This window comes from Solimonas aquatica (assembly GCF_900111015.1).
Classification (GTDB): Bacteria; Pseudomonadota; Gammaproteobacteria; order Nevskiales; family Nevskiaceae; genus Solimonas; species Solimonas aquatica.
The window spans coordinates 129,060-150,373 of record NZ_FOFS01000002.1; the positions used below are offsets into that span (position 1 = coordinate 129,060).

Annotated in this window: 14 protein-coding genes; 9 read left to right on the forward strand and 5 right to left on the reverse strand. The window is 65.3% G+C overall.

Features of this window, described 5'->3' with window-relative positions:
- Positions 1-11: 11 nt before the first annotated feature.
- The 9 genes from BMY12_RS03260 to BMY12_RS03300 all read left to right on the forward strand — a co-directional run bounded on the left by BMY12_RS03260 (position 12) and on the right by BMY12_RS03300 (position 13,437).
- On the forward strand, positions 12-887 hold the full coding sequence (locus BMY12_RS03260; protein ID WP_093281992.1) for an alpha/beta fold hydrolase: 876 nt from the start codon (positions 12-14) through the stop codon (positions 885-887).
- 66 nt (positions 888-953) lie between these two features.
- Positions 954-2,741, forward strand: a complete 1,788-nt coding sequence (locus BMY12_RS03265; RefSeq protein WP_218140065.1) for a sigma-54-dependent Fis family transcriptional regulator — start codon at positions 954-956, stop codon at positions 2,739-2,741.
- A gap of 346 nt (positions 2,742-3,087) precedes the next feature.
- Positions 3,088-3,318 carry a phenol hydroxylase subunit gene (locus BMY12_RS03270; protein WP_218140066.1) on the forward strand — a complete coding sequence of 77 codons (231 nt, stop codon included), beginning with the start codon at positions 3,088-3,090 and terminating at the stop codon, positions 3,316-3,318.
- Between the two features lie 309 nt (positions 3,319-3,627).
- Entirely contained in the window at positions 3,628-6,111 is a 2,484-nt protein-coding gene (locus BMY12_RS03275; RefSeq protein ID WP_093281994.1) for an efflux RND transporter permease subunit, read from the forward strand.
- Positions 6,112-6,200: 89 nt separating this feature from the next.
- Positions 6,201-7,598 (forward strand): DUF1329 domain-containing protein, encoded by a 1,398-nt coding sequence (locus tag BMY12_RS03280; protein ID WP_093281997.1) that lies wholly within the window; start codon positions 6,201-6,203, stop codon positions 7,596-7,598.
- An 86-nt stretch (positions 7,599-7,684) separates the two neighbouring features.
- Positions 7,685-8,719: a WD40/YVTN/BNR-like repeat-containing protein gene (locus BMY12_RS03285; protein ID WP_093281999.1), complete on the forward strand. Its 1,035-nt coding sequence runs from the start codon at positions 7,685-7,687 to the stop codon at positions 8,717-8,719.
- Positions 8,720-8,772: 53 nt separating this feature from the next.
- Positions 8,773-10,929 carry a DUF1302 family protein gene (locus BMY12_RS03290; protein ID WP_245732337.1) on the forward strand — a complete coding sequence of 719 codons (2,157 nt, stop codon included), beginning with the start codon at positions 8,773-8,775 and terminating at the stop codon, positions 10,927-10,929.
- A 257-nt stretch (positions 10,930-11,186) separates the two neighbouring features.
- Positions 11,187-12,374, forward strand: a complete 1,188-nt coding sequence (locus BMY12_RS03295; protein ID WP_143068820.1) for a hypothetical protein — start codon at positions 11,187-11,189, stop codon at positions 12,372-12,374.
- 94 nt (positions 12,375-12,468) lie between these two features.
- On the forward strand, positions 12,469-13,437 hold the full coding sequence (locus tag BMY12_RS03300; RefSeq protein WP_093282007.1) for a DUF547 domain-containing protein: 969 nt from the start codon (positions 12,469-12,471) through the stop codon (positions 13,435-13,437).
- Positions 13,438-13,467: 30 nt separating this feature from the next.
- On the opposite strand, the gene BMY12_RS03305 is transcribed toward BMY12_RS03300, so the two are convergent.
- From BMY12_RS03305 to BMY12_RS03325, 5 genes are all read right to left on the reverse strand, one after another.
- The gene (locus BMY12_RS03305; protein WP_093282010.1) at positions 13,468-15,255 is read right to left on the reverse strand and encodes a sigma-54-dependent Fis family transcriptional regulator; all 1,788 of its coding nucleotides are present in this window, start codon (positions 15,253-15,255) and stop codon (positions 13,468-13,470) included.
- Between the two features lie 456 nt (positions 15,256-15,711).
- Complete coding sequence (locus BMY12_RS03310; protein ID WP_093282012.1) at positions 15,712-16,158, reverse strand: helix-turn-helix transcriptional regulator; 447 nt, start codon at positions 16,156-16,158, stop codon at positions 15,712-15,714.
- A 402-nt stretch (positions 16,159-16,560) separates the two neighbouring features.
- A complete protein-coding gene (locus BMY12_RS03315; protein ID WP_218140067.1) occupies positions 16,561-18,075 on the reverse strand; it encodes a class I adenylate-forming enzyme family protein in 1,515 nt (504 codons plus the stop codon).
- 78 nt (positions 18,076-18,153) lie between these two features.
- Entirely contained in the window at positions 18,154-19,710 is a 1,557-nt protein-coding gene (locus BMY12_RS03320; RefSeq protein WP_093282015.1) for an acyl-CoA synthetase, read from the reverse strand.
- An 81-nt stretch (positions 19,711-19,791) separates the two neighbouring features.
- A complete protein-coding gene (locus tag BMY12_RS03325; RefSeq protein ID WP_093282017.1) occupies positions 19,792-21,273 on the reverse strand; it encodes an aldehyde dehydrogenase family protein in 1,482 nt (493 codons plus the stop codon).
- Positions 21,274-21,314 lie beyond the last annotated feature (41 nt).

Genomic DNA, 21,314 nt, shown 5'->3' on the forward strand with positions numbered 1-21,314 from the left:
GAAGGAGAACCATGTTGGACGTCGCACCTGGCCCGCAAGCTTCGCCTGCCGAATCCAGTCCCGAACTCGGGAAGTCCGTCCTCGCGGCCGGCCTCAAGACCAATCTGCACGATCTGGGCAGCGGTCACCCGGTGGTGCTCATCCACGGCTCCGGCCCGGGCGTGAGCGCCTACGCCAACTGGCGGCTGTGCATGCCGGAACTGGCCAGGTCGTTCCGCGTGGTGGCGCCGGATCTGGTGGGCTTCGGTTTCACCGAAAGGCCGCAAGGCATCAGCTACACCATGGACGCCTGGGTGCAGCACCTGCTGGGCGTGCTGGATGCGCTGGGTATCGAGCGCGCGCATCTGGTCGGCAATTCCTTCGGCGGCGCCCTGGCGCTGGCGCTGGCCACCCGCCATCCGCAGCGCGTCGCGCGCCTGGTGCTGATGGGCAGCGTCGGGGTGCGCTTCAAGATCACGGCGGAGCTGGATGCGGTCTGGGGCTATGAGCCCTCGCTGCCGGCGATGCGCAAGCTGATCGGCATGTTCTCCGCCGACCGTCACCACGCCGACGAAGAACTGGCGCGGCTGCGCTACGAGGCCAGCATCCGCCCCGGTTTTCAGGAATCGTATGCGGCGATGTTCCCGGCGCCGCGCCAGCGCTGGGTCGATGCCATGGCCAGTCCGGAAGAAGCGGTGCGGGCCCTGCCGCACGAGACGCTGATCATCCATGGTCGCGAGGACCGGGTGATTCCGCTGTCCAATGCCTATCGTCTGCTGGAGCTGATTCCGCAGGCACAGATGCATGTGTTCGGTCGCTGCGGACACTGGACGCAGATCGAACAGGCGGCGCGCTTCAGCCGTCTGCTGCTGGATTTCTTCGGCGAGGCGCAGCCGGCAAAGACCTGAGGCGCCACGGCGCTTTTTGCGCGCGACACCAGAACGATCACGAATTCGGGCATGGGATGAGAGGACATGAAACAGGAGATGCCGCTCAAGGGTTTGCAACGCGGCACCGGTGAGGCCTACGACCGGCTGCAGCGGGAGGATCTGCTCTCGCGCCTGCGCTTTGCGCCGGAAGCGGGCCACATCTGGCTCGACGGCAAGCGCATGTTCCTGCTGCACACCGGGGCTTTCGGCACGCTGCGTCAGGAGCTGATCGAAACGGTTGGCCCGGCCGAGGCGCGCGGCATTCTCACCCGCATGGGCTATCAGTCCGGCGCCCGCGATGCCGAGCTCGCCAAGAAGGTCCGCTCCGATCTCAGCTACTTCGAACGCTTCTGCGTCGGTCCGCAGCTGCACGCGCTGGAAGGCATCGTGCTGGTGGAGGCGGTGAAGGTGGAGGTCGATGTGGAGCGCGGCCATCACTACGGCGAATTCGTCTGGCACGAATCGGTGGAAGACGAGGCGCACATCATGGCCTACGGAATCGGCACCGAGCCGGTGTGCTGGATGCAGATCGGCTACGCCAGCGGTTATGCCAGCGCCTTCATGGGCCGTTCCATTCTCTATCGCGAGGTGTCCTGCCGCGCCACCGGCGACTCCGCCTGCCGCATCATCGGCAAGCCGCTGGAGCAGTGGCAGGACGCCGAGGAAGACGTCTCCTATTTCCGCGCGCAGGGTTTCGTCAACCGCACCGTGGTCGACTTCGGCGCAACGCAGTCGCGCGAAGCGGCCACGCGCAACGAACGCGGTGCCGGCTCGCAGGGCCGGCACCGCGATGCGCGCATGCTGATCGGCGCTTCCGCCGGTTTCAACATCGTCTGTCACGCCATCAAGCGCGTGGCGCCCACCGACGCACCGGTGCTGATTCTCGGCGAGAGCGGTGTGGGCAAGGAGATGTTTGCCCGCGCCCTGCATGGCGAAAGCTCGCGCAGCGACAAGCCCTTCATCGCCGTCAACTGCGCGGCCATTCCCGAGCAGCTGATCGAATCGGAACTGTTCGGCGTGGAGAAGGGCGCGTTCACCGGCGCCGTCAGCAGTCGCCCGGGCCGCTTCGAGCGGGCCAATGGCGGCACGCTGTTTCTCGACGAGCTCGGCTGCCTGAGTCTGCCCGCGCAGAGCAAGCTGCTGCGCGCGGTGCAGGAAGGCGAGATCGAGCGGGTGGGCGACACCAAGCAGCGTCAGGTGGATGTGCGCATCATCGCCGCCACCAACGAAGACCTGCGCGATGCGGTGGAGCGCAAGACCTTCCGCGAAGATCTGTTCTACCGGCTCAACGTCTATCCGGTGCAGATACCGCCGCTGCGCGAACGCACCGAAGACATCTATCTGCTGATGGAATACTTCCTGGATCGTCTGACCAAGCGGCATCGCCGCGATGTCTCGGGCTTCACCGATCGCGCGATCGACGCCCTGCTCGCGCACGACTGGCCCGGCAACGTGCGCGAGCTGGAAAACGTGATCGAGCGTGCGGTGATTCTGGCCAGTGACGGCGGCTCCATCGACGTCTATCACCTGCCCGAGATCGTGGCGCGCAGCAAGCGTCGCGGCCTGATGAATCCTTCGATATCCGGACAGCTGGTCGATTGTGAGGAACTGCCGCTGCGCGAGTCGGCTGCCAACACGGCGGCCATCACCGATCTCTCCGTCCGGGACAATCTGTCTGAGGAGGTGCCGGCGCCGGATCTGATCTTCGCTGCGCTGGAGCGCCATCGCGGCAATCTGTCGGCGGCCGCCCGCGAGCTGGGGCTGACGCGCGCGCAGATCGCATACCGCGCGGAGAAGCTCGGCTACGCCGGACTGTTCCGCCGTCGCTCCTGATCCACTAAACACCAAGGCCTTGTCCGCCAGCGGTGGCATGCCATGCGCGTGCGACCGCTGCGTGGCTTGCAGCGCTGAAATTTGCGGTGGTGAATGCGTGCTGTGAAAGGCAGCAGCAGGTTTGACATGAAATTTCGCAACGCAGCAGCGTGAAATTTCTCAAATATTCATCAATGCCAAATTTCAGACACATAAAACTTTGAGATTTTTCTTGCGAAAAAATGCTGTGCTCAATGTCACAAAAAGATAATAAAGCGATAAAAAACATGAGCCTGTAGAAGTCTCATGGTGCGCTGCACAGTTGGCATGCTTATCGCTTTTTACACCCGGAGTCGCCGGAAAAACGGTGAACAGATCAAAAAAGGGGAGAGCCATCGAACAGCAAAGGCCAGATGCCGAAACGGCAGTGGACGTAGCACGCAAGTTCGTGCGCGTCACAGGTCGGCGTCCGGACGGCTATGTCGAGTTTCAGTTCTCGATTCATCACCAGGAACTTTTTGTCGAGTTGATTCTGCCTGCCGCTGCGTTTGAAGACTTCTGCAGACGCAACGATGTGACGCTGTTGCAAGCGCACTGAAAAGCAGAACCGGCTTTACAGGTTCAAAAAAATCAAGTCGCGGGCTTCTTGTGAGGCCAGGAGCGACGGAATGTGGAGGAGAAGATGTATTCAGCGATCCGCAAAGGGTTGGGGCTGTCGTTCACACGGAAGCCCGCGTTGTTATCGTCATCGCCAAGTCCTGCTCTCCAGCAGCAGGCGCCGTCTTCAGTTGGATGTAATGACGGCAGGCAAAGCCTCGCGCACGGCAAGCAGTTCCTGCGTGATCTCCAGTCCGCGGCAGTCGGCCGCCGCATTTAAATCAGCACTAGCCAAAGGCGTTCAGCACTAATGGATACGTTCCGCTTTCGGATTGCTGCCTGGGTAGTCGGGCACCGCCGCTCTGTCGGCATCTTCTTCATCCTGCTCACGATGTTCTTCGCGGCGGGTCTGCCGCGTCTGGACATCCGCACGATCTTCCAGGATCTGCTGCCGACGGATGATCCCTTCGTACAGGCGTATCACGATCACCCGAATTTCGGCGATCCGCTGACCGTCACCATCATGCTCAAGCGCACGGACGGCCAGAAGATCTACAACGCCGACACCTTGCAGAAGATCTGGAAGCTGACGCGTGACGTGGACCTGATTCCGGGCATCGACCACGACCGCATCCTCTCGATCACCACGGAAAAGGCCACGTACGCCGAGGCCACCGCCGACGGTATCCAGATGCAGCCGCTGATGGGTAATGAAGTGCCCACGGATGCCAAGGATCTGGCCGAGCTGGAACGCAAGGTCGAACGCTCGCCCACGGCGCGCACCTATCTGGTGTCGGCGGACCAGACCGCCACGCTGCTGCGCCTGTCCTTCCGCGAGGATCTGCTGGACTACGGCAAGGTGTTCGCCGCGCTGGGCGATCTGACCCGCGCCGCCAGCGATGACAAGCATATGTTCCGTCTCGTCGGCCAGCCGATTCTCACCGGCTGGGTGTACAAGCTGCAGAAGCAGACGTACATGATCTTCGGCGTGACCCTGGTGCTGCTGGTCGCGGCCCTGGCCTTCTACATGCGCAACGTCACCGGCATCGTGGTGCCGGTGGTGTGCAGCGCGGTGGCCGCGGTCTGGGGCTTCGGCATGGTCGGCTGGATCCGCTCGCCCATCGAGCCGCTGCTGATGGTGGTGCCGCTGCTGCTGGTGGCGCGCTCCTTCTCGCACTGCATCCAGTACACCGAGCGCTATTACGAGATTTACGCGCATGTGCGCAATCGCGTGAAAGCCAGCGAGATCACCCTGGGCGTGATGATGGCGCCCAGCATCCTGGGCATCATGACCGACGTGATCGCGATCTTCGTGATCGGCGTGACGCCGATTCCGGCGATGCGCCGCTTCGCGGTGTTCTGCGGCATGTGGGCGGTGTACCTGATTCCCACCGGTGTGATGCTGATTGCGATTCTGCTGTCGTATCTGCCGGCGCCGCGCAACATCGACGCCATCGTCGGCGGCGAGCGCGAACGCGGCATCCACAAGCTGCAGAAGAATGCGCTGCGCGGCATGGCGGCCATCACCTACGGCAAGCGGGCCCGCGTCACCACCCTGGTGATGGGCATCGTCACCGCGCTGGCCATCGCCTTTGGCATGCGCATCGAAATCGGCAATCCGGTGGAGGGCTCCAACCTGCTGTGGCAGAAGTCGGAGTTCAACACTGCCGTGCGCGACATCAATGACCACTTCCCGGGCGTCAACTCCCTGGAAATCATTCTGGAGTCCAAGGACCCGGGCAGCATGCAGGTGCGCGCGGCGCGGAGCCTGGAGGCCTATCAGCTGTCCAAGTCGATCCAGAAGGAAGCCGAGCGCGGCCCCTTGCCGGCGCGCGTGACGCGTTCCTTCGCCGACGTGGTGGACGAGGGCAACCGTCTGTATTCCGGTGGTCACCCGGCCTGGCTGTCGCTGGACCCGACCGACCGCTCGATCAACGCGGCGGCCACCGCTGTGGCCTTCGGTCAGAACCCGCTGAACTTCGCGGACATGACCGACACGCATTACCAGCATTCCACGGTCTCGCTGTTCTATCGCGACAACAAGCAGGCGACGGTGGACGGTGCGCTGGAAACTGCGCGCAAGGCGGTGGCGGCGGTGGGCGTGGATCACAAGAACATCCGCATCCGCCTGGCCTCGGGCACCATCGCGCTGCAGCAGGCGATGAACAGCGTCGTGGAGCGTTATCACTGGATTCTGGTCGGCTTGTGCTGCGCGGCGATCTTCCTGATCGCCACCTACGCCTACCGCTCGCCGGTGGCCGCGATCATCCTGCTGATTCCGACCCTGCTGTCGAACTTCTACCTGCTGTCCACCATGCACATGATGGGCATCGGTCTGGACATCAACTCGGTGCTGGTGACGGTGCTGGGTGTGGGCGTGGGCATCGACTACGGCATCTATCTGCTGTCACGCATCTGCGAGGAATACCACGCGCAGGGCAAGGACTGGGGCGCGGCCATCACCATGGCCATGACCACCACCGGCAAGGCGATCATGTTCACCGCCTCGATCATGCTGGTCGGCATCCTGCCCTGGTACTTCCTGTCGGATCTGAAGTTCATGGCCGACATGGGTCTGCTGCTGGCCGCGATCATGCTGATCAACATGGTGCTGGCACTGGTGGTGCTGCCGCTGCTGGTCTGGCTGGTGAAGCCGAAGTTCGCCACCCGCACCGACCTGATCGTCGGCGAGGGCGTGGACCTGTCGCAGTTCACCGCACATGACAACGAATCCCCCCAGCAGGCGCAGGCCGGCGGGAGCGTGGCGGACTCCGCCATGCTGCCGAGCAAGTAAGCAGGTGTTGTGCAACAGAATCCCGAACGATTCGGAAAAGACGCGTTAACAGTGCGAGGCGCGAAAAGCGCCATCAGGAGGATTGTGAGATGAGAATCAGAAAGTACGATTTCAACTACGGACGCCGCAAGATGATGGAGTCCGTGGCCTATGGTCTCGGCGCCGGCGTGCTGATGCCGTATGACAAGCTGCTGGCCAAGGAAATCGACGATATCGGCAAGGCCTATCCCGATGAGCTGCTGTCGGTGGAAGCGCAGTCCAAGGGCAAGGTGAAAGTCGGCGACTACATCACCAAGGACAACGTCGAGCACGTCAAGCACCTGCTCGATCCGGGCGTCTATGAGCAGATCACCGGCCCGGAAAACCGCAAGATCTACATCAAGGCACCGACCACCAATCCGCGCGACCTGGTCAGCGCCGCCTATTACGAAGCCACGGTGCAGGACGTCAAGAGCGGCCACGCCGGCAAGTTCGACGCCAACGGCAACGTGGTGGACGAGAACGGCAAGAAGTGGCAGGGCGGCCTGCCCTTCGTCAATCCGAAGTCGGGCCAGGAAGTCTGGGCCAATATGTGCCTGAACATCGGCCGCGCCGACAACGCCTGCTACGTGATCGAGCAGAAGGACTACGGCGCCAACGGCAAGCAGGAATACCACTACAACTTCCAGTGGGTGGAGCTCAACAGCACCGCGCGTACCGATCGCAAGGTGTTCAAGGGCATGGAGAACGAGCTGCGTCGTCAGAGCGTGTTCTTCGCTGCTTCGCCCGACGTGCGTGGCACCTCGTTCCTGAGCATCTGGGACTACGACATGCGCAAGATTCCGGAGCTCTACGGCTATCTGCCGGAGTTCCGTCGCGTGCGTCAGTTCCCCTCCAACCAGCGCTTCGAGCCCCTGGTTCCGGGCGCGGTGTGGTTCCTCTCCGATCCCTGGGCCGCCGGCGATCCCTTCCTCACCTGGGGCAACCACAAGATCGTCGAGCGCAAGCCGATGCTCGGCCCCTGGGCTTCGGACTTCTCGCGTCACGATGACAACTGGGAACCGCCGCGGCAGAAGGACAACCCGAAGTTCTTCGACATTCCCTACGAGATGTCGCCGGAAGTGATCGTCACCAGCTGCGAACCGATCGGTTATCCGCGTTCGCCGGTGTCCAAGCGCGTGGCCTACGTCGATGCCCGCAACAGCATGGCGGCCAGCAACATCCGTTACGACCGTCAGGGCAAGCTGTGGTCGAACTTCGAAATGGCCCACGGCCAGTTCAAGGGCGGCGGCAAGGACGGCAAGCGCCTGATTCTCAGCGCCGACGGCAAGAATCCGGCCTGGTCCTGGACCTACGTGCACATCTACGACTTCCAGAACCGCCGCATGTCGCTGTGCAACCACAGCAAGGGCGCCGCGGGTGTCGAGGCACGCTTCCAGGCCGATCCCGAGTGGCTGTTCAACACCTACTGCACGGCGCAGGCCCTGCAGGCACTCGGCCGCGCTTGATCGGCAAACGACTCGTGTAGTCGAGCGGCGGCGGCCATGGGAAATGGCCGCCGCTCTTCCAAGGTTTCTTACCGGTGCTGTCAGCCATGAAGACTTTTGCGCGCCTGAAAATCATGAAGCCGCTGGTTCTGTCGGCTCTGCTGGGCTTTATTTCCTCCGCTTTCGCCGATGTCGGCGGCAGCGAGGCCATCGTGCAGTTCACGCCGCATGACCGGCTCTACGCGGTCGCCTTCAACGGTGATTTCGGCGAGGCGGTGGGTGAGGGCGGTCTGGTTCTGCAGACCACCGACGGTGGCAAGACCTGGCGCCATGAGGTCAAGGCGCCGACGCAGCTGGCGATGTTCAGCGTCGCGATCAGCGGCGCGCGATCCATCGCCGTGGGTCAGCAGGGAATGATCCTGGTGCGCGACGGGCGCAAGCCCTGGCGCAGCATCACGCCGATCACCGACCGTCGTCTGCTGCGGGTGAGCCTGAACAAGAGCGGGCTTGCCCTGGCGGTCGGCGCCTTCGGCACGGTGCTGAAATCCAGCGATTACGGCGAGACCTGGACCGAGCTCAAGCCGGACTGGGTGACGCTTTACAAGACCGAAGAGACCAGCGACTTCGTCGCCGTGCGTGACGAGCCGACCATGTACACCGCCAAGGTGTTCGAGGACGGCTCCATGCTGCTCGGTGGCGAATACGGTCAGATCAATCGCTCCACCGACGGTGGCGCCACCTGGACGCCGGTGTACAAGGCGCCTGCCGCCGAGAACGCCACGACGCCGCCGACGCTGTTCGGCATGAACGTGCGGGATGACGGCACCGGCTACGCCTCCGGTCAGGACGGGCTGGTGGTGATGACCAGCGACGCCGGCCAGACCTGGACGCGACTGGAGACGGGCACGCAGGCCAGCCTGTTCGATGTCGCCTCCACGCCGGACGGTCATGTGTTCGCGGTGGGCATGCGCAGCGGTCTGGTGAGCACCGACGCCGGCAAGACCTGGCAGTCGCTGGCTGCACTCGATCTGAGTCTCAACTGGTACAGCGGTCTGGCGCGCGCCAGCAGCATGCAGGGCGATTCCATCATCGCCGTCGGCCACAGCGGCCGCGTGCTGAGACTTGCCGCGCGCGGTAACTGAAAGCAAGGCATTCCATTTAAACAGTAACAAAGGGCACAGGGGAGAAGAGCAATATGCGTTCAGCTCATGCCATACGCCGCGCGATGGTCGCGGGCATGATCACGATGGCGGGTTCCAGCGCCGCCTGGGGTGATGAGGGAGAGGTCGGAGGTTTCTTCTCTGACCTGTTTGCGCGGACCACGTTCGTGGGCACCGTGCGCAGCGATACCGCGGTGCGCACCACGGGTCTGCAGAACTTCTATGACCAGGGCAACATGCCCTATCAGCACACGGCGGTGCCGCGTCAGGCTTATCTGCCGCCTTCGCTGGGCAGCGCGCTGCTGGGCACACAGGTTCTGCCGGCCGCCACCAACTGGAACATTCCGATTCCCAACATCGGTCTGCACACCAATGACACGGTGCGTCGCGACACCTACATCAAGAGTGACGACGTCAAGGTCAACTACCAGGAACTGCGCTTCAGCGGTGAAATGAACATGGCGTTCACGGACAACCTGCGCTTCAACGTGCAGGCGCGCGCCGTGTTCGATCCGGACATCTCCAACCAGTTCGATGCCCGCAGCCTGATCAACACCCAGGGCGGCATTCCCGGCGGCGGCGCGGATCGCTATGCCGATACCGGCAGGCCGAACTACTTCGAGGCCAGGGGCCGCAACGGTCGCAACCTCAATCCGACCGAGTTCGCCGGCCGCAAGTACATGGTCGACTTCCCGACCGCGCTGCTGGAGTACAAGCACGACGCCTTCAACCTGCGTCTGGGCATCCAGCAGATTGCCTGGGGTCAGGCGATCTTCTTCCAGACCTTCGACGTGCCCAACGGTCTGGACTTCCGTCGCCACCTGGTGCTCGATCGCGCCATCGAAGAGTTCTCCGACAAGCGCGTGCCGGCACTGGCCCTGCGCGGCGCCTGGCAGGCGACCGACGAGATGCTGATCGACAGCTACATCTCCAAGTTCCAGCCTTCGATCATTCCCAACCCCAACACGCCGTTCAACGTCGCGCCGGCGCAGTTCTACAAGCCGCTCGACAACTATTTCACCGGCGGCTACAACAACAAGCTCAACTTCGGCATCCGCATGAAGTCGGACTACGGCAACTGGGGCTACTCGGCGATGGCGGCCAGCCGCTACAACCCGCTGGGCGTGTTCAGCTGGTCCGAGAGCGGCATCAACCGTGGCCTGCATGGCACCAACGCCGACGGCAGCACCTGGGGCAACAGCCTCGGCACGCTGGTGCAGACGGCCTATGCCGCCAAGGCGCCGGTGGGCGGCACGCTGTGCCCGGTGTACAACCCGACCACCTGCCGCATGTATGACAGCCTGGGCGAGGCGCTCTCGCACACGCCGCTGACCATCGCGCCGGCCGGCGTGTACAGCAACAAGGAGTGGTTCACCTCCGCCGGCCTGATCCGCCTGGACGCCGTGAAGATGCTCAACACGGTGATTCAGGAGTATCCGGCGCTGCGTGACGTGTACGCCTCCGAAGTGTCGGGCATCGAAGAGGCGAGCAATCTGCTCAACACCTTCTTCGCGGCCTCCGACGGCAGTATCCGCGGCACCATCCAGCGCGACTACTATCGCGAGTCGGTGTTCGGCCTGGGCGGCAGCTACGTGATGGAGACCGAGGATCCGGGTTCGTTCTGGAACCAGTTCATCATCAACGCCGAAGCGCAGTACACGCCCAACCGTCGCCTCACCGGCACCGATCTGGGCCATGGTGGCGAGAAGACCAATGAGTACATCCTCACACTGGTCGGCGAGAAGTGGTTCCGCTACACCGAGTCCTTCCCGGCGGCGTACCTGGCCTTCGAGTTCCAGCATCGCAGCGCCACCGACCTGGTGGGTCTGAACCTGAATGGCTACGGCGGTCTGATGCGCAGCCAGCCGGTGGAAGATCCCATCGGTCTGCAGGGCAATGACTACTCGCATCTGAAGGTGGCCAAGGGCATCTCCTCGGCGGACTACCTGGCTTTCGCCGGCTTCCAGCCCTGGCCGAACCGCAAGTACGTGTTCGAGTGGGCGGTGCTGTGGGATGTGCGCGGTGGTGTGCTGGCGCAGCCGCTGGTCAAGTGGAACCCCGGCCACAACGTCAGCGTCGACTTCTTCTACAACTACCTGAACGGCCATCTGTACGGCAACGAAGGCAACAACCTGATCCGCGTCATCGATTGGGCTGATGAGTTCAACATCCGTATCGGCTATCAGTTCTGAAGAACCGGAGCCGCTGCGCCTGCGGGCGCAGCGGCCCCCCAGGAACTGCCAGCCCAGCGCTATTACTCCCTCAGCTGGCTGGCATGTCGCCCGGCGGCACACGGATGTTGCCGTCGGGCATTTTTTTGATTGCATCCAATGCAACCGTGAGCCTGCGAAGAAACGCTCCGGTCTGGTGGTCGGCCGCTGTCGCGCCGACTCGTATGGCACGTCTTGAGTGAAGTGGCGATAGCTTCAAAATGAAGATGAAAAGATCATTGTTGCGTTCTCTGGTGACCGGCGCTCTGGTGCTGGGTGGCTTCTCGGCGCAGGCCGACGAAGGGCAGGCGTTCGACGATCGCTACTACCTCGCGCCCATGGGGGCAGTGGCGGTGCCGCGTGCCAGCCGCAGCGATGACCAGGCCTATGGCGGCGCATTGGCCATCGGCAAATCACTGGCCCCGCATCTGGCGGTGGAACTGCTGGGCAACTATCTGCGCTATCAGGGCAAGACCGTCAGCGTGCCCGCCAGCAGCCCTTGCGGTCTGCTCACACCCTGTCCCGATCAGGTGAGCCGCCTGCCCGGCAAGAGTGTCTGGCTGGGTGGCATCGGCGCCAACTACTATCTGTTCCGCGACAACGCGGGACTGTTCCTGCACGCCAACCTCCAGGGCGGCGAGAATCTCACTTACAACCTCGGCCTGGGTCTGGATCAGCCGCTGTTCAAGGGCTCGGGCTATCTGCGCGTGGAAGCGCTCTATCACCGCCAGGCGCGCAACGAAACCGAGCCGCTGCTGCAGGTGGGCCTGCGCATTCCGTTCGGCGCCGCGCCGGCCCTGGCGCCCGCTGCCGAAGCCGAAGTTGCGGTGGTGCCGGTGGCACAGGACAACGCGGTGGAAACCACCGCTGATGCGGAAACCGCGGCGCCGCCCGCGCCTGGCGACATCAGCGCCGCCGAGCCCGCCGCCGCCGAACCGAGCCCGGCGGCCGACAGCGCCGCTGTGCCGCCGCCGGCTGCGCCCGCGCCTGCGGTTACCAAGAAGCCCGCGAAGAAGCGGCGCAAGAAGCCGGCCGCGCCGCCCGCTGCGCCTGCGCCCGCGCCGGTCGTGGTGCCGCCGCCGGCGGCAGCCGCGCCCGCTCCGCTGCCGCCGCCACCGCCGGTTGCGCCACCGGTCGCCGATGACAAGGAGGACAGTGCCGCGCCGACCGAACCGGCGCCTGCGCCGCTGGGTGCTACGCGTGCCGCGAACCAGGACGCAACGCCCAGCCGCCCAGCCGCGCGGGAGCGCTCCGGCAACCTGCCCAGCGATGGCTCGGTGCCGACCGAACCGGCGCCCGCTCCTCCGGGTGGTGCAGGCAGCGCCGCGCCGCAGGCATCCTCTGCAACGGCCGCCAACGTCCGCGCGGAAACGATGGATGACGGCTCGGTGGCCACCGAGCCCGCGCCGGCGCCGCCCAAGCCTTGAGGCGCTGAACGCGGGCGGGCGGCTGCAGACCGGCCTTGCAGGTGTCGCGATGTTTGATTGATTGGAGAGGCGCTGATCATCAAGGAGCATCACCATGAGCAAAGGCAGCACCCGCCCGCCGCGCCGTTTCGCGGTGCGCCAGCAGGCGCGAGGTTTTCTGCTCTGCTGCGCGCTGCTCCGGGCCTGGCCTGCGCTGGCGGATGACACCTTTCTGGATCAGGCCGCCGAGCGCGGCATCGTCGTCGAGAGTGCGGTCGAAGTCTGGAATCAGGAAGGCGCCGCATGGCCGCGCTGGAATGCGCATGATCCCCACAGCCGGCTCAGGCCCGACTATCGCGACTGGCGCGATTTCATGCGTGACTATGGCGAACCCGGTCATGCCCAGGGTGCGCTCGATTTCGTGCACGTCGTCAATCGTGGCATGGGCGCGCTGGCGAAGTTCGTGTACCTGCTGGAGCAGGTGCCGGTCTCGAGCCTGAGACGCGACGAGCAGCTGGCCTACTGGCTGAATCTGCACAATGCCCGCGCCGTGGAGCTGACCGCAGCCTCGCTGCGCACGATCTCCGAAGACGACGAGACCACGCGCGAGCTGGTGCTGGGCGAAAAATGGCGGGAGAAGTCGCTGACGGTGGAGGGCGAGGCGCTGTCGCTGGTCGATATCGAACGGCGCATCGTGATGCGGCAGTGGCCGGACCCGCGCGTGCAATACGGCCTGTACATGCCGGCGATGGGCGCGCCCGGCGTGCCGCAAACGGCTTTCACCGGCGCCACGGTCTGGAAACGCCTGGGCGAGCGCGCGCATGACTTCATCAACTCGCGGCGTGCCACCGAATTCTACGAGGGGCAGCTCTACGTTTCGGCGCTGTACTTCTGGGACCAGGGCCTGTTTCCCAACGATGCCGCGGTGATCGCGCATCTGCGCGCCTACGCCGATGCGCCGCTGAAAAGCCGTCTGGCCAAGGTGCGCAAAGTGAGCGCCACCTATTTCAACTGGCGCATCAATTCCTTCAACAGCGGCTACGACCGCCACCAGGATCGCCTGGGCGGCGGCAGTCCGCTGTAAGCGCGGACTGCCGCTGCGCTCAGCGCTGCTTCACGAGCGCCGCCGGAACAGGTCCGCCAGACCGAGCTTGTTGGCGCGATATGCCAGCTGCGCACGGGTGATGCCCAGCTCGTGCGCGGCGGCCGAGAGATTGCCGCGATGCCGCTCGATGGCCATCCGGATCGCGTCCGACTGCTGCTGCGTGTCCAGCCAGGCCGAGTCATCGGCACTCTTGTGCAGCGGCTCGTCTTCCGGCTCCGCAGGCACGTGCGCCGCCGGCTCCGGGGTCTCGGGCGTGTGCGTCGTGGCGCAGGCCTTGGCCGCGCGCGCCGGCATTTTCTGCGTGTGCAGCTCAGGCAGGTGACAGGCGTCCACCGGGCTGCCGTCCTGCGCCAGAATCACCGCACGCTCGATGACGTTTTCCAGCTCGCGGACATTGCCCGGCCAGCTGTGCGAGAGCAGCAGATCGATGGCGCGGTCGGTGAAGCCGGGAACGTTGCGTCGATGACGCAGGCACATGCGCTCCAGGAAATAACTCATCAGCAGCGAGACGTCTTCCTGGCGCTCGCGCAGCGGCGGAATCTGCACCGGGTAGACATTGAGGCGGTAGTAGAGATCCTCGCGGAAGCGCTTCTGCGCCACGGCTGCGCGCAGATCTTCATTGGTGGCGGCGATGATGCGCACATCCACCATGCGCAGGCGGCTGTCGCCCACGCGTTCGATCTCGCCTTCCTGCACGGCGCGCAGCAGCTTGCTCTGCGCCGGCAGGCTCAGGCAGCCCAGCTCGTCCAGGAACAGCGTGCCGCCATTGGCACGTTCGAAGCGCCCGGGCCGGCTGCTGATGGCGCCGGTGAAGGCGCCCTTCTCCACGCCGAACAGCTCGGCTTCGATCAGCTGCTCGGGAATCGCCGCGCAGTTGACCGCCACGAAAGGCTTGTCGGCGCGCGAGCTTTCGCCGTGCAGGGCGCGGGCGAACATCTCCTTGCCCACGCCGCTTTCGCCCAGAATCAGCACCGGCGCATCGGTCGGTGCCACGCGCTTGATGGTGTGGCAGACAATGTTGAAACCCGGCGAGGCGCCCACCAGCGCGCGTGACTGCGTGCGGCGGCTGCCGGTGGAGGTATCAATTTTCAAGGCGGTCTGCGCCACCACGTTCTTCTTGCTGCCGTAGTCCACCACCGGCTTGGCGACGAAGGACTGTGCGCGCAGGAACTGCAGATCCTCCTCGGCGTCCGCCCATTCCTCGGCCGGCTTGCCGACGATGCGGCAGGCGGCAAAGCCCTGTGCCTTGCATTCGACTTCGCGATACAGGATGGCGCGACCCATGAAGGCACTGGCATAGCCGCAGGCGTAGCCGATCTGCATCCAGCACACCGCTTCCGGCCCCACGCCGTAAGCGGCGACATGGGCTTCGGCTTCGATGGATTCGCGCCACAGGAATTCGCCGTAGTGATGGCCGCGCTCCACGTCGATCTCGACGCGCACCGGCTCCACCGTGACGATGCCTTCCAGCGCATGCAGCTGCGGGCCCACCGCATAGCGCTCGAAATAAGTCATGTCGGCGCGGATTTTCTTGGCCAGCTCGGCGTCGCGGCTGCCGGACAGATAACCCATGCGGGTGAAGATGCCGCGCGCCGAGGCCAGGCCGATGGTCTCGATGATCTCCTGCCGCAGTGTCCCGAAGGCGTCGGTATGCAGCAGGAACATGCGCTTGGTATCGAGCCAGATATGGCCCGACTCCGGCGCAAACCGCAGTCTCGACAGCAGGTCTTCCCGCTCCAGCTTGTGAAACGCTTCCCCTTGCGGAGCTCCGCTGACTGCGGAGAATGAACTTTTCATCTTCTCCCTCCTGCGTGCCTGCCATTCCGTGGCAGACATCGTTTTTGTGTCAGCAAACTTCGGCGTCGGGTCTGCCGTTGCCGGCCGCCGGTGCTGCTCGTTTTTATTGACGAAGTAACCCGAGCCGAATATCAAACTTTTACGTTAAATTTTCAACCCTATTTTGGGGCGGGGAATACGGTAGGGGGCGTGGTGTCGGGTAAGGCCTGACAGGATTGGTCTCGTCGTCTGTGCCGGAAATTCCGCTTGACGGCCGAACGCCGTCGCAGCCGGGTGCGCAGCTTTCGGATTTCAGAGGCTTGCGGCGAGGCGTGCGCAGGGCCCGCAGCCGGCTGGCGCGGCGAAAATGAGGCAGCCGGTGTTGTGGCGGTCCGGCAGCTGCCCCGCAGGGAGGCGGACCGCGAGGGGCTGTGTCGCGGGCGGACCTCTTGCAGGCCCGCCCGGATCATCAGCGGATCAGGCCGTTTCGCCGTCCAGCGCCGCCAGCCGTGCCACGGCCTCGCGCTTGCCCAGGGAACGGATCGCCGCAAGCTTCTGCACCTGAGCCTGACGCGGCGTGGCCTTCTGCGCTTCCCACTTGTAGACGGACTGGCCGCTGGCGCCGATCAGGCGGCCAAAATCCTCGGCGCTCAGATCCAGGCGCGCGCGCAGCGAGCGCAGCCCCTTGGCGGAAAAGCGGGTCTTCTCGGAGGTGGCCGGGGCTTCATCACTGCCTTTGCCAGGTTTGACGCCGCGCCGCAGCTGTTTGAGCTCGCGCTCCAGTGCGCCGAGTTTCTGCTTCAGAGCCGAGATTTCCTTCTTCTGCGATTTGTGATTGGCCAGCAGCGGAGACAGATGCTGGCGAATCGCCTTGCGCGACAGGCGGGCGATCTCGGTTTTGAAGACGGCGGCGATATTGGTCATGCGGGGTTCCTGAACCAATGCTTTGACTGATGGGCGGGGCGCAACGCCTGGGCATTGTATGTCCATTTTTGTCTTTCACGCTGCCGCCGGCCCGGGGGTGCCATCGTCCCCAAGGCTGCCGTAAACACCATCACCTTGAGGCTGCACGATGCCGCCGTGCGCTTCAGGCGGCCTCGTGCCCGCCGCCTTGCCAGGGGCCTGCAGCGGTGGGCGCGAGGCCAGAGCGCTTGCGCGTGCGACAGATTGCATGGGTTTGATCCGAGGCAGAGCTTGTTGACGCGCAAGCGTCACAGTCGTTTGTGCCCGTCAGGAGATTGTTTCCACCGCGATCGAACGCGCGGAACTGCCATGCCCTTGCCAAGCGAAAGGCAAAGGACGGCGATAAGCTTTTGCATCGCCCTGCTAGAGGTTTTCGAACAACTCGCGCAGCGCCCGGCGATCGATTTTCAGGGAGGGGTTGCGCGGCAGCTGCGTCACGAAGCGCCAGTGCACGGGCAGGTGCGTGGCCAGCAGCAGACGGCGCAGATGGCTTTCCAGTTCGGCAATTCCGGGCTCGGGCGCGTCCGCCTTGAGACGCAGCGCCGCCGCCGGCACCTGCCCCAGGCGCGCATCGCTGACGCCCACCACCGCCGCTTCGGCGATGGCCTCGTGCTGCAGCAGCGCGCGCTCGATGGTTTCCGGCAGCAGCTTGAAGCCGCCGCGCATGATTGCGCCGTCGGCGCGGCCGCGCAGGAACAGAAAACCGTCTTCATCGATGACGCCCAGATCCGAGGTGCGGATCCATTCCGGCGGCAGGCGCGGCGAAATCACTTCCAGCAGGCCTTCCTGTCCCGGCGGCAGGGGTGCGTCGGTCTGGGCATCGACGATGCGCAGGCTGGCGCCGGGCAGCGGCCGGCCCACGCTGCCGAACTTCGCCTCGCCCCATTGCGCGTGCAGCTCGGCGCTCATCGCGCAGACGGGGCCTGCGAATTCGGTGGCGCCGTAGGACAGCAGCACGGCGATGCCGTATTGCTGCTCGAAGCGGCGCTGCAGCGCTGGGTCCAGCGGCGCGGCGCCGGTGCCGAAGTAACGCATCGGTCCCAGTTCCTCGCGCGGCGGTTGCGCGTCGAGAATCATCTGGATCACGGCCGGCGGACCGCCGCCCATCGTCGGCTGATACTCGCGCACGTACGCACGCCAGGCGTCCAGGGAAAAACGTTCCAGCAGCAGCGCGCGCTGGCCACGCAGCAGCGCCGGCAGCATGGCGTAAATGCCGGTGATATTGCCGATGGGGAAGAACAGCAGCGCGGGAGCTTCCTGCGCGATCTGCGCTTCACGCTCCGGCGCCAGGCGCGGCGCGACGTGGTGCCGTGCCAGCAATTCCTGCGAAACCGCAAAGGGCTTGGGCGCGCCGGTGGTGCCGCTGGTATGAATCTGGATCTGCGGCGGCAGCGGGTCCTGCGCAGGGCAGGGCGGACAGCGTTCGAAGCCGGGGAGCGCCAGCGCGTCCATGTTCTCCATGGCGATGGCCGCGGCGCCCTGTTCTTGCAGCACCGCACGCACTGCCGCGCTGAAATCGCGTGCGGCGGCCATCACCACCGGCGAGCCGAAGCGCTGCAGATCACGCGCCATGCCCTCGCCGGACTGGAAGCTGTAGATCATGCGCACGCTGCGGCCGCTGGCGATCAGGCCCAGCAGCGCCGCCACCGCCTCCGGCTGATTGCGCGCGATCAGGCTCACCGGCGCTTGAGGCGGCGCGCCGCTGGCGCGCAGCAGGGCGTCGATGCGCAGCGTCAGGCGCCGCAGCTCGCTCCAGTCGTGCCAGTGGTTTTCGAAGCATAGGGCCGCGCGCTGCGCAGGACGCGCCAGCGCGGTGCGCGCCATCTGCGCCAGCGTCATGCCGGGCTGCACGGCGCCGTCGAGGGTCGGAGTGCTCATGCCGGCGATTGTAGCCGGCGGCAGGGACGTTCCTGACGAGGCGAAAGGGCGGGTATGCCCTTTTGCCTGCCGTTCCCGCTAGGCCACGGCGCGTGCGCGGTCCTGCCAGAACGGCGCACGCAGCTCGGTCTTGAGAATCTTGCCGGCGCCGGACAGCGGCAGGGCCTCGCGCAGTTCCAGGCTGCGCGGGCACTTGTAGCCGGCGATGTGCTCGCGGCAGAAGGCGTAGAGCGCTTCCTGCGTCAGCGTCGCGCCGCTCTTGAGCACCACGGCGGCGTGCACCTTCTCGCCCATTTCCTCGCAGGGAATGCCGATCACCGCGCAGGCCGCCACCGCCGGATGGCGGGCGATGGCGTTCTCCACTTCCACGGAGTAGATGTTCTCGCCGCCGGAGATGATCATGTCCTTGAGCCGGTCGACGATGAACACATAACCGTGCGGGTCCATGTAGCCCATGTCGCCGGTGTGCATCCAGCCGCCGCGCAAGGCCTGCGCGCTGGCCTCTGCCTTGTTGAGATAGCCGCTCATGAGATTGGGGCCGCGCGCGATGATCTCGCCGACCTGGCCGCGCGGCAGCTCGCGGTCCTGATCGTCGACGATGCGGATCTGCACATGCAGGGCGGCGCGTCCGCCGGAAGCCAGGCGACCCGGCTGGCGATGCTCCGGACGATGCTGCGCAAACGGCAGCACGGTCATCACCGCCGCCGTTTCGGTCATGCCGTAGACCTGCATCAGGCTGGCCGAGGGCAGGGCCTGCATGGCGCGGTCCAGCACCGCCTCGGAAGCCGGCGAGGCGCCGTACATCACGCGCTGCACGCTGCGGGTGTCACGGCGCACGGTGTCGGGATGATCGACCAGCATCTGGATCATGGTCGGCACCAGCAGCAGATCGCTGATGCGCTCCTGCTCGATCAGGTCCAGCACCGTTTCCGGCTTGAAGGCCGGCAGCATCACATGCCGGCCGCCGCGCAGCAGCAGGCAGGTGGTCAGCATCATGTCGGCGAGATGGAACATCGGCGCCGCGTGCAGGCCCACCGCGCCGTCCGGCAGCGCGCCTTCGCCCAGCAGCGCCAGCGCCGAGCTGCACACGGCGCGATGCGTGAGCATCACGCCCTTGGGCGCGCCGGTGGTGCCGCCGGTGTAGAAAATGCCCAGCAGGGCGTCGCCGCCGGCTTCGGCATCGGCAATCGGCGCGTGTTGCGCAATCAGATCCTCGTGGCGATGCCCGCCGAATGGCGGCGATGCCTCCCCCATCATCACCACGGTGCGCAGATACATGGCGCCGTCGAGCAGGGCTTCGACCTGCGGCGCGAAGTGATCATCGATGAACAGCGCGACGCACTCGCTGTCCTGCAGCGAGTAGATGATCTCGGCATTGCTCCAGCGGAAATTGGCGGGGTTGACCACCGCGCCCAGCCAGGCGATCGCCAGATACGCTTCCAGATAGCGGTCGGAGTTCAGCGCCAGGATCGCCACGCGGTCGCCTTCACGCACGCCGCGCGCCGCAAGCCCGGCGGCCAGGCGCGCGACACGATCCGCCAGCTGCGCGAAGCTCTGCCGGCGTCCCTGGCAGACCGTGGCGATGGCATCGGGCTGTTGCTGCACCGCGCGGTGCAAACCCTGGGTGAACTGCATACCGCTTCTCCGTCTTGTTATACAAAGCCCTGGCCGCGCGCCCGGCTGAGGCCGGGCGCGCGGGATGCGCATGCTACGCGATCAGGCGATGTTCATGATCACCGACTTGGTTTCGAGATAGTGCGCGAACACGTCCTCGCCGTTCTCACGGCCCCAGCCGGATTGCTTGAAGCCGCCGAAAGGCATGGCCGGATCGGGCGCCAGCTGCGTGTTCACCCACACCGTGCCCGCCTGGATCCTGCGTGCCAGCTGATGCGCCTTGGCCAGATCGCGCGTGTAGACATGCGCGCCCAGACCGTATTCGCTGTCATTGGCGTACGCCGCGAGTTCGTCGATCTCATCGTAGGGCGTGGCGGTGAGCACCGGGCCGAACACCTCTTCGCGATAGGCCGGATTCTCCCGATCACTGGTGACCAGGATCGTCGGCTCCACGAAGTAACCCTGACTGCCGGCGCGCTTGCCGCCGGAGTGCACGGCGGCGCCGGCCTTGATGCCGGCTTCCACCTTGCCCAGCACGCTGTCGAGCTGGCGCTGACTGACCACCGGGCCCAGCAGCGTGTCGGGTGACAGGCCGGGGCCGATCTTGAAGCTCGCGCCCACGGCGGCGATGCCGTCCAGCACCTGATCGAAAATCTTGCGCGGTGCGAACAGGCGCGTGCCGGCAAAGCAGATCTGTCCGGAGTTCACGAACACCGCCTGCGCGGCGCCGGGAATGGCGGTTTCCAGATTGGCGTCGGGCAGAATCACGGTGGGCGACTTGCCGCCCAGCTCCAGGGTCACGCGCTTGAGATCGCCGGCGACGCTGGCGGCGATGCGCTTGCCCACGGCGGTGGAACCGGTGAAGGAGATCTTGGCGATGCCGGGATGATCGACAATCGCCTGGCCGGTGCTGCCATCACCCAGCACCACATTGACCACACCCTTGGGAAAGCCGGCCTGTTCGATCAGCTCGGCCAGACGCAGCAAGGAATACGGCGTCTGCTCGGCGGGCTTGATCACCACCGTGCAGCCGGCGGCCAGCGCCGGTGCCAGCTTCCACACCGCCAGCACCAGCGGGAAATTCCAGGGCACGATGGCGCCGACCACACCCACCGGCTCGCGGATCGTGTAGGCATGCGTGCTGCCATTGGCCTGCAGCGCCGGGTTGAGCGCGCGTCCGGCGAGCTTGGACGGCCAGCCCGCGAAATAGCGCACCCATTGCGCGGACAGCGGCACGTCCAGGGTGCTGGAGAAGGCGATGGGCTTGCCGTTGTCCAGCGATTCGATGGCGGCCAGCTCGCTGGCATGCTCATCCATCAAGGCCGCGAGACGATGCAGCAGGGCCTCGCGGCCCATCGGCGGCAGATTGGCCCAGGCCGGGTCCTGCAGCGCGGCGCGCGCGGCGCGCACCGCGGCGTCCACCGCTGCCGGCGTGCTGCGGGGAATGCTGCCCAGCAGCGCTTCGCTGGCCGGGTCGCGCACTTCGATGCGCGCGGCGGCAGCATCGTCCTGCCACTGTCCGCCGATGTAATTGAGTCCGCGCGGCAGCTTGATGCTGGCCGAATGGCTTTGCGGTGCGTTCATCTTCTCTCTCCTCTGTACGAATGGGCCGCCAGGATGTCCGC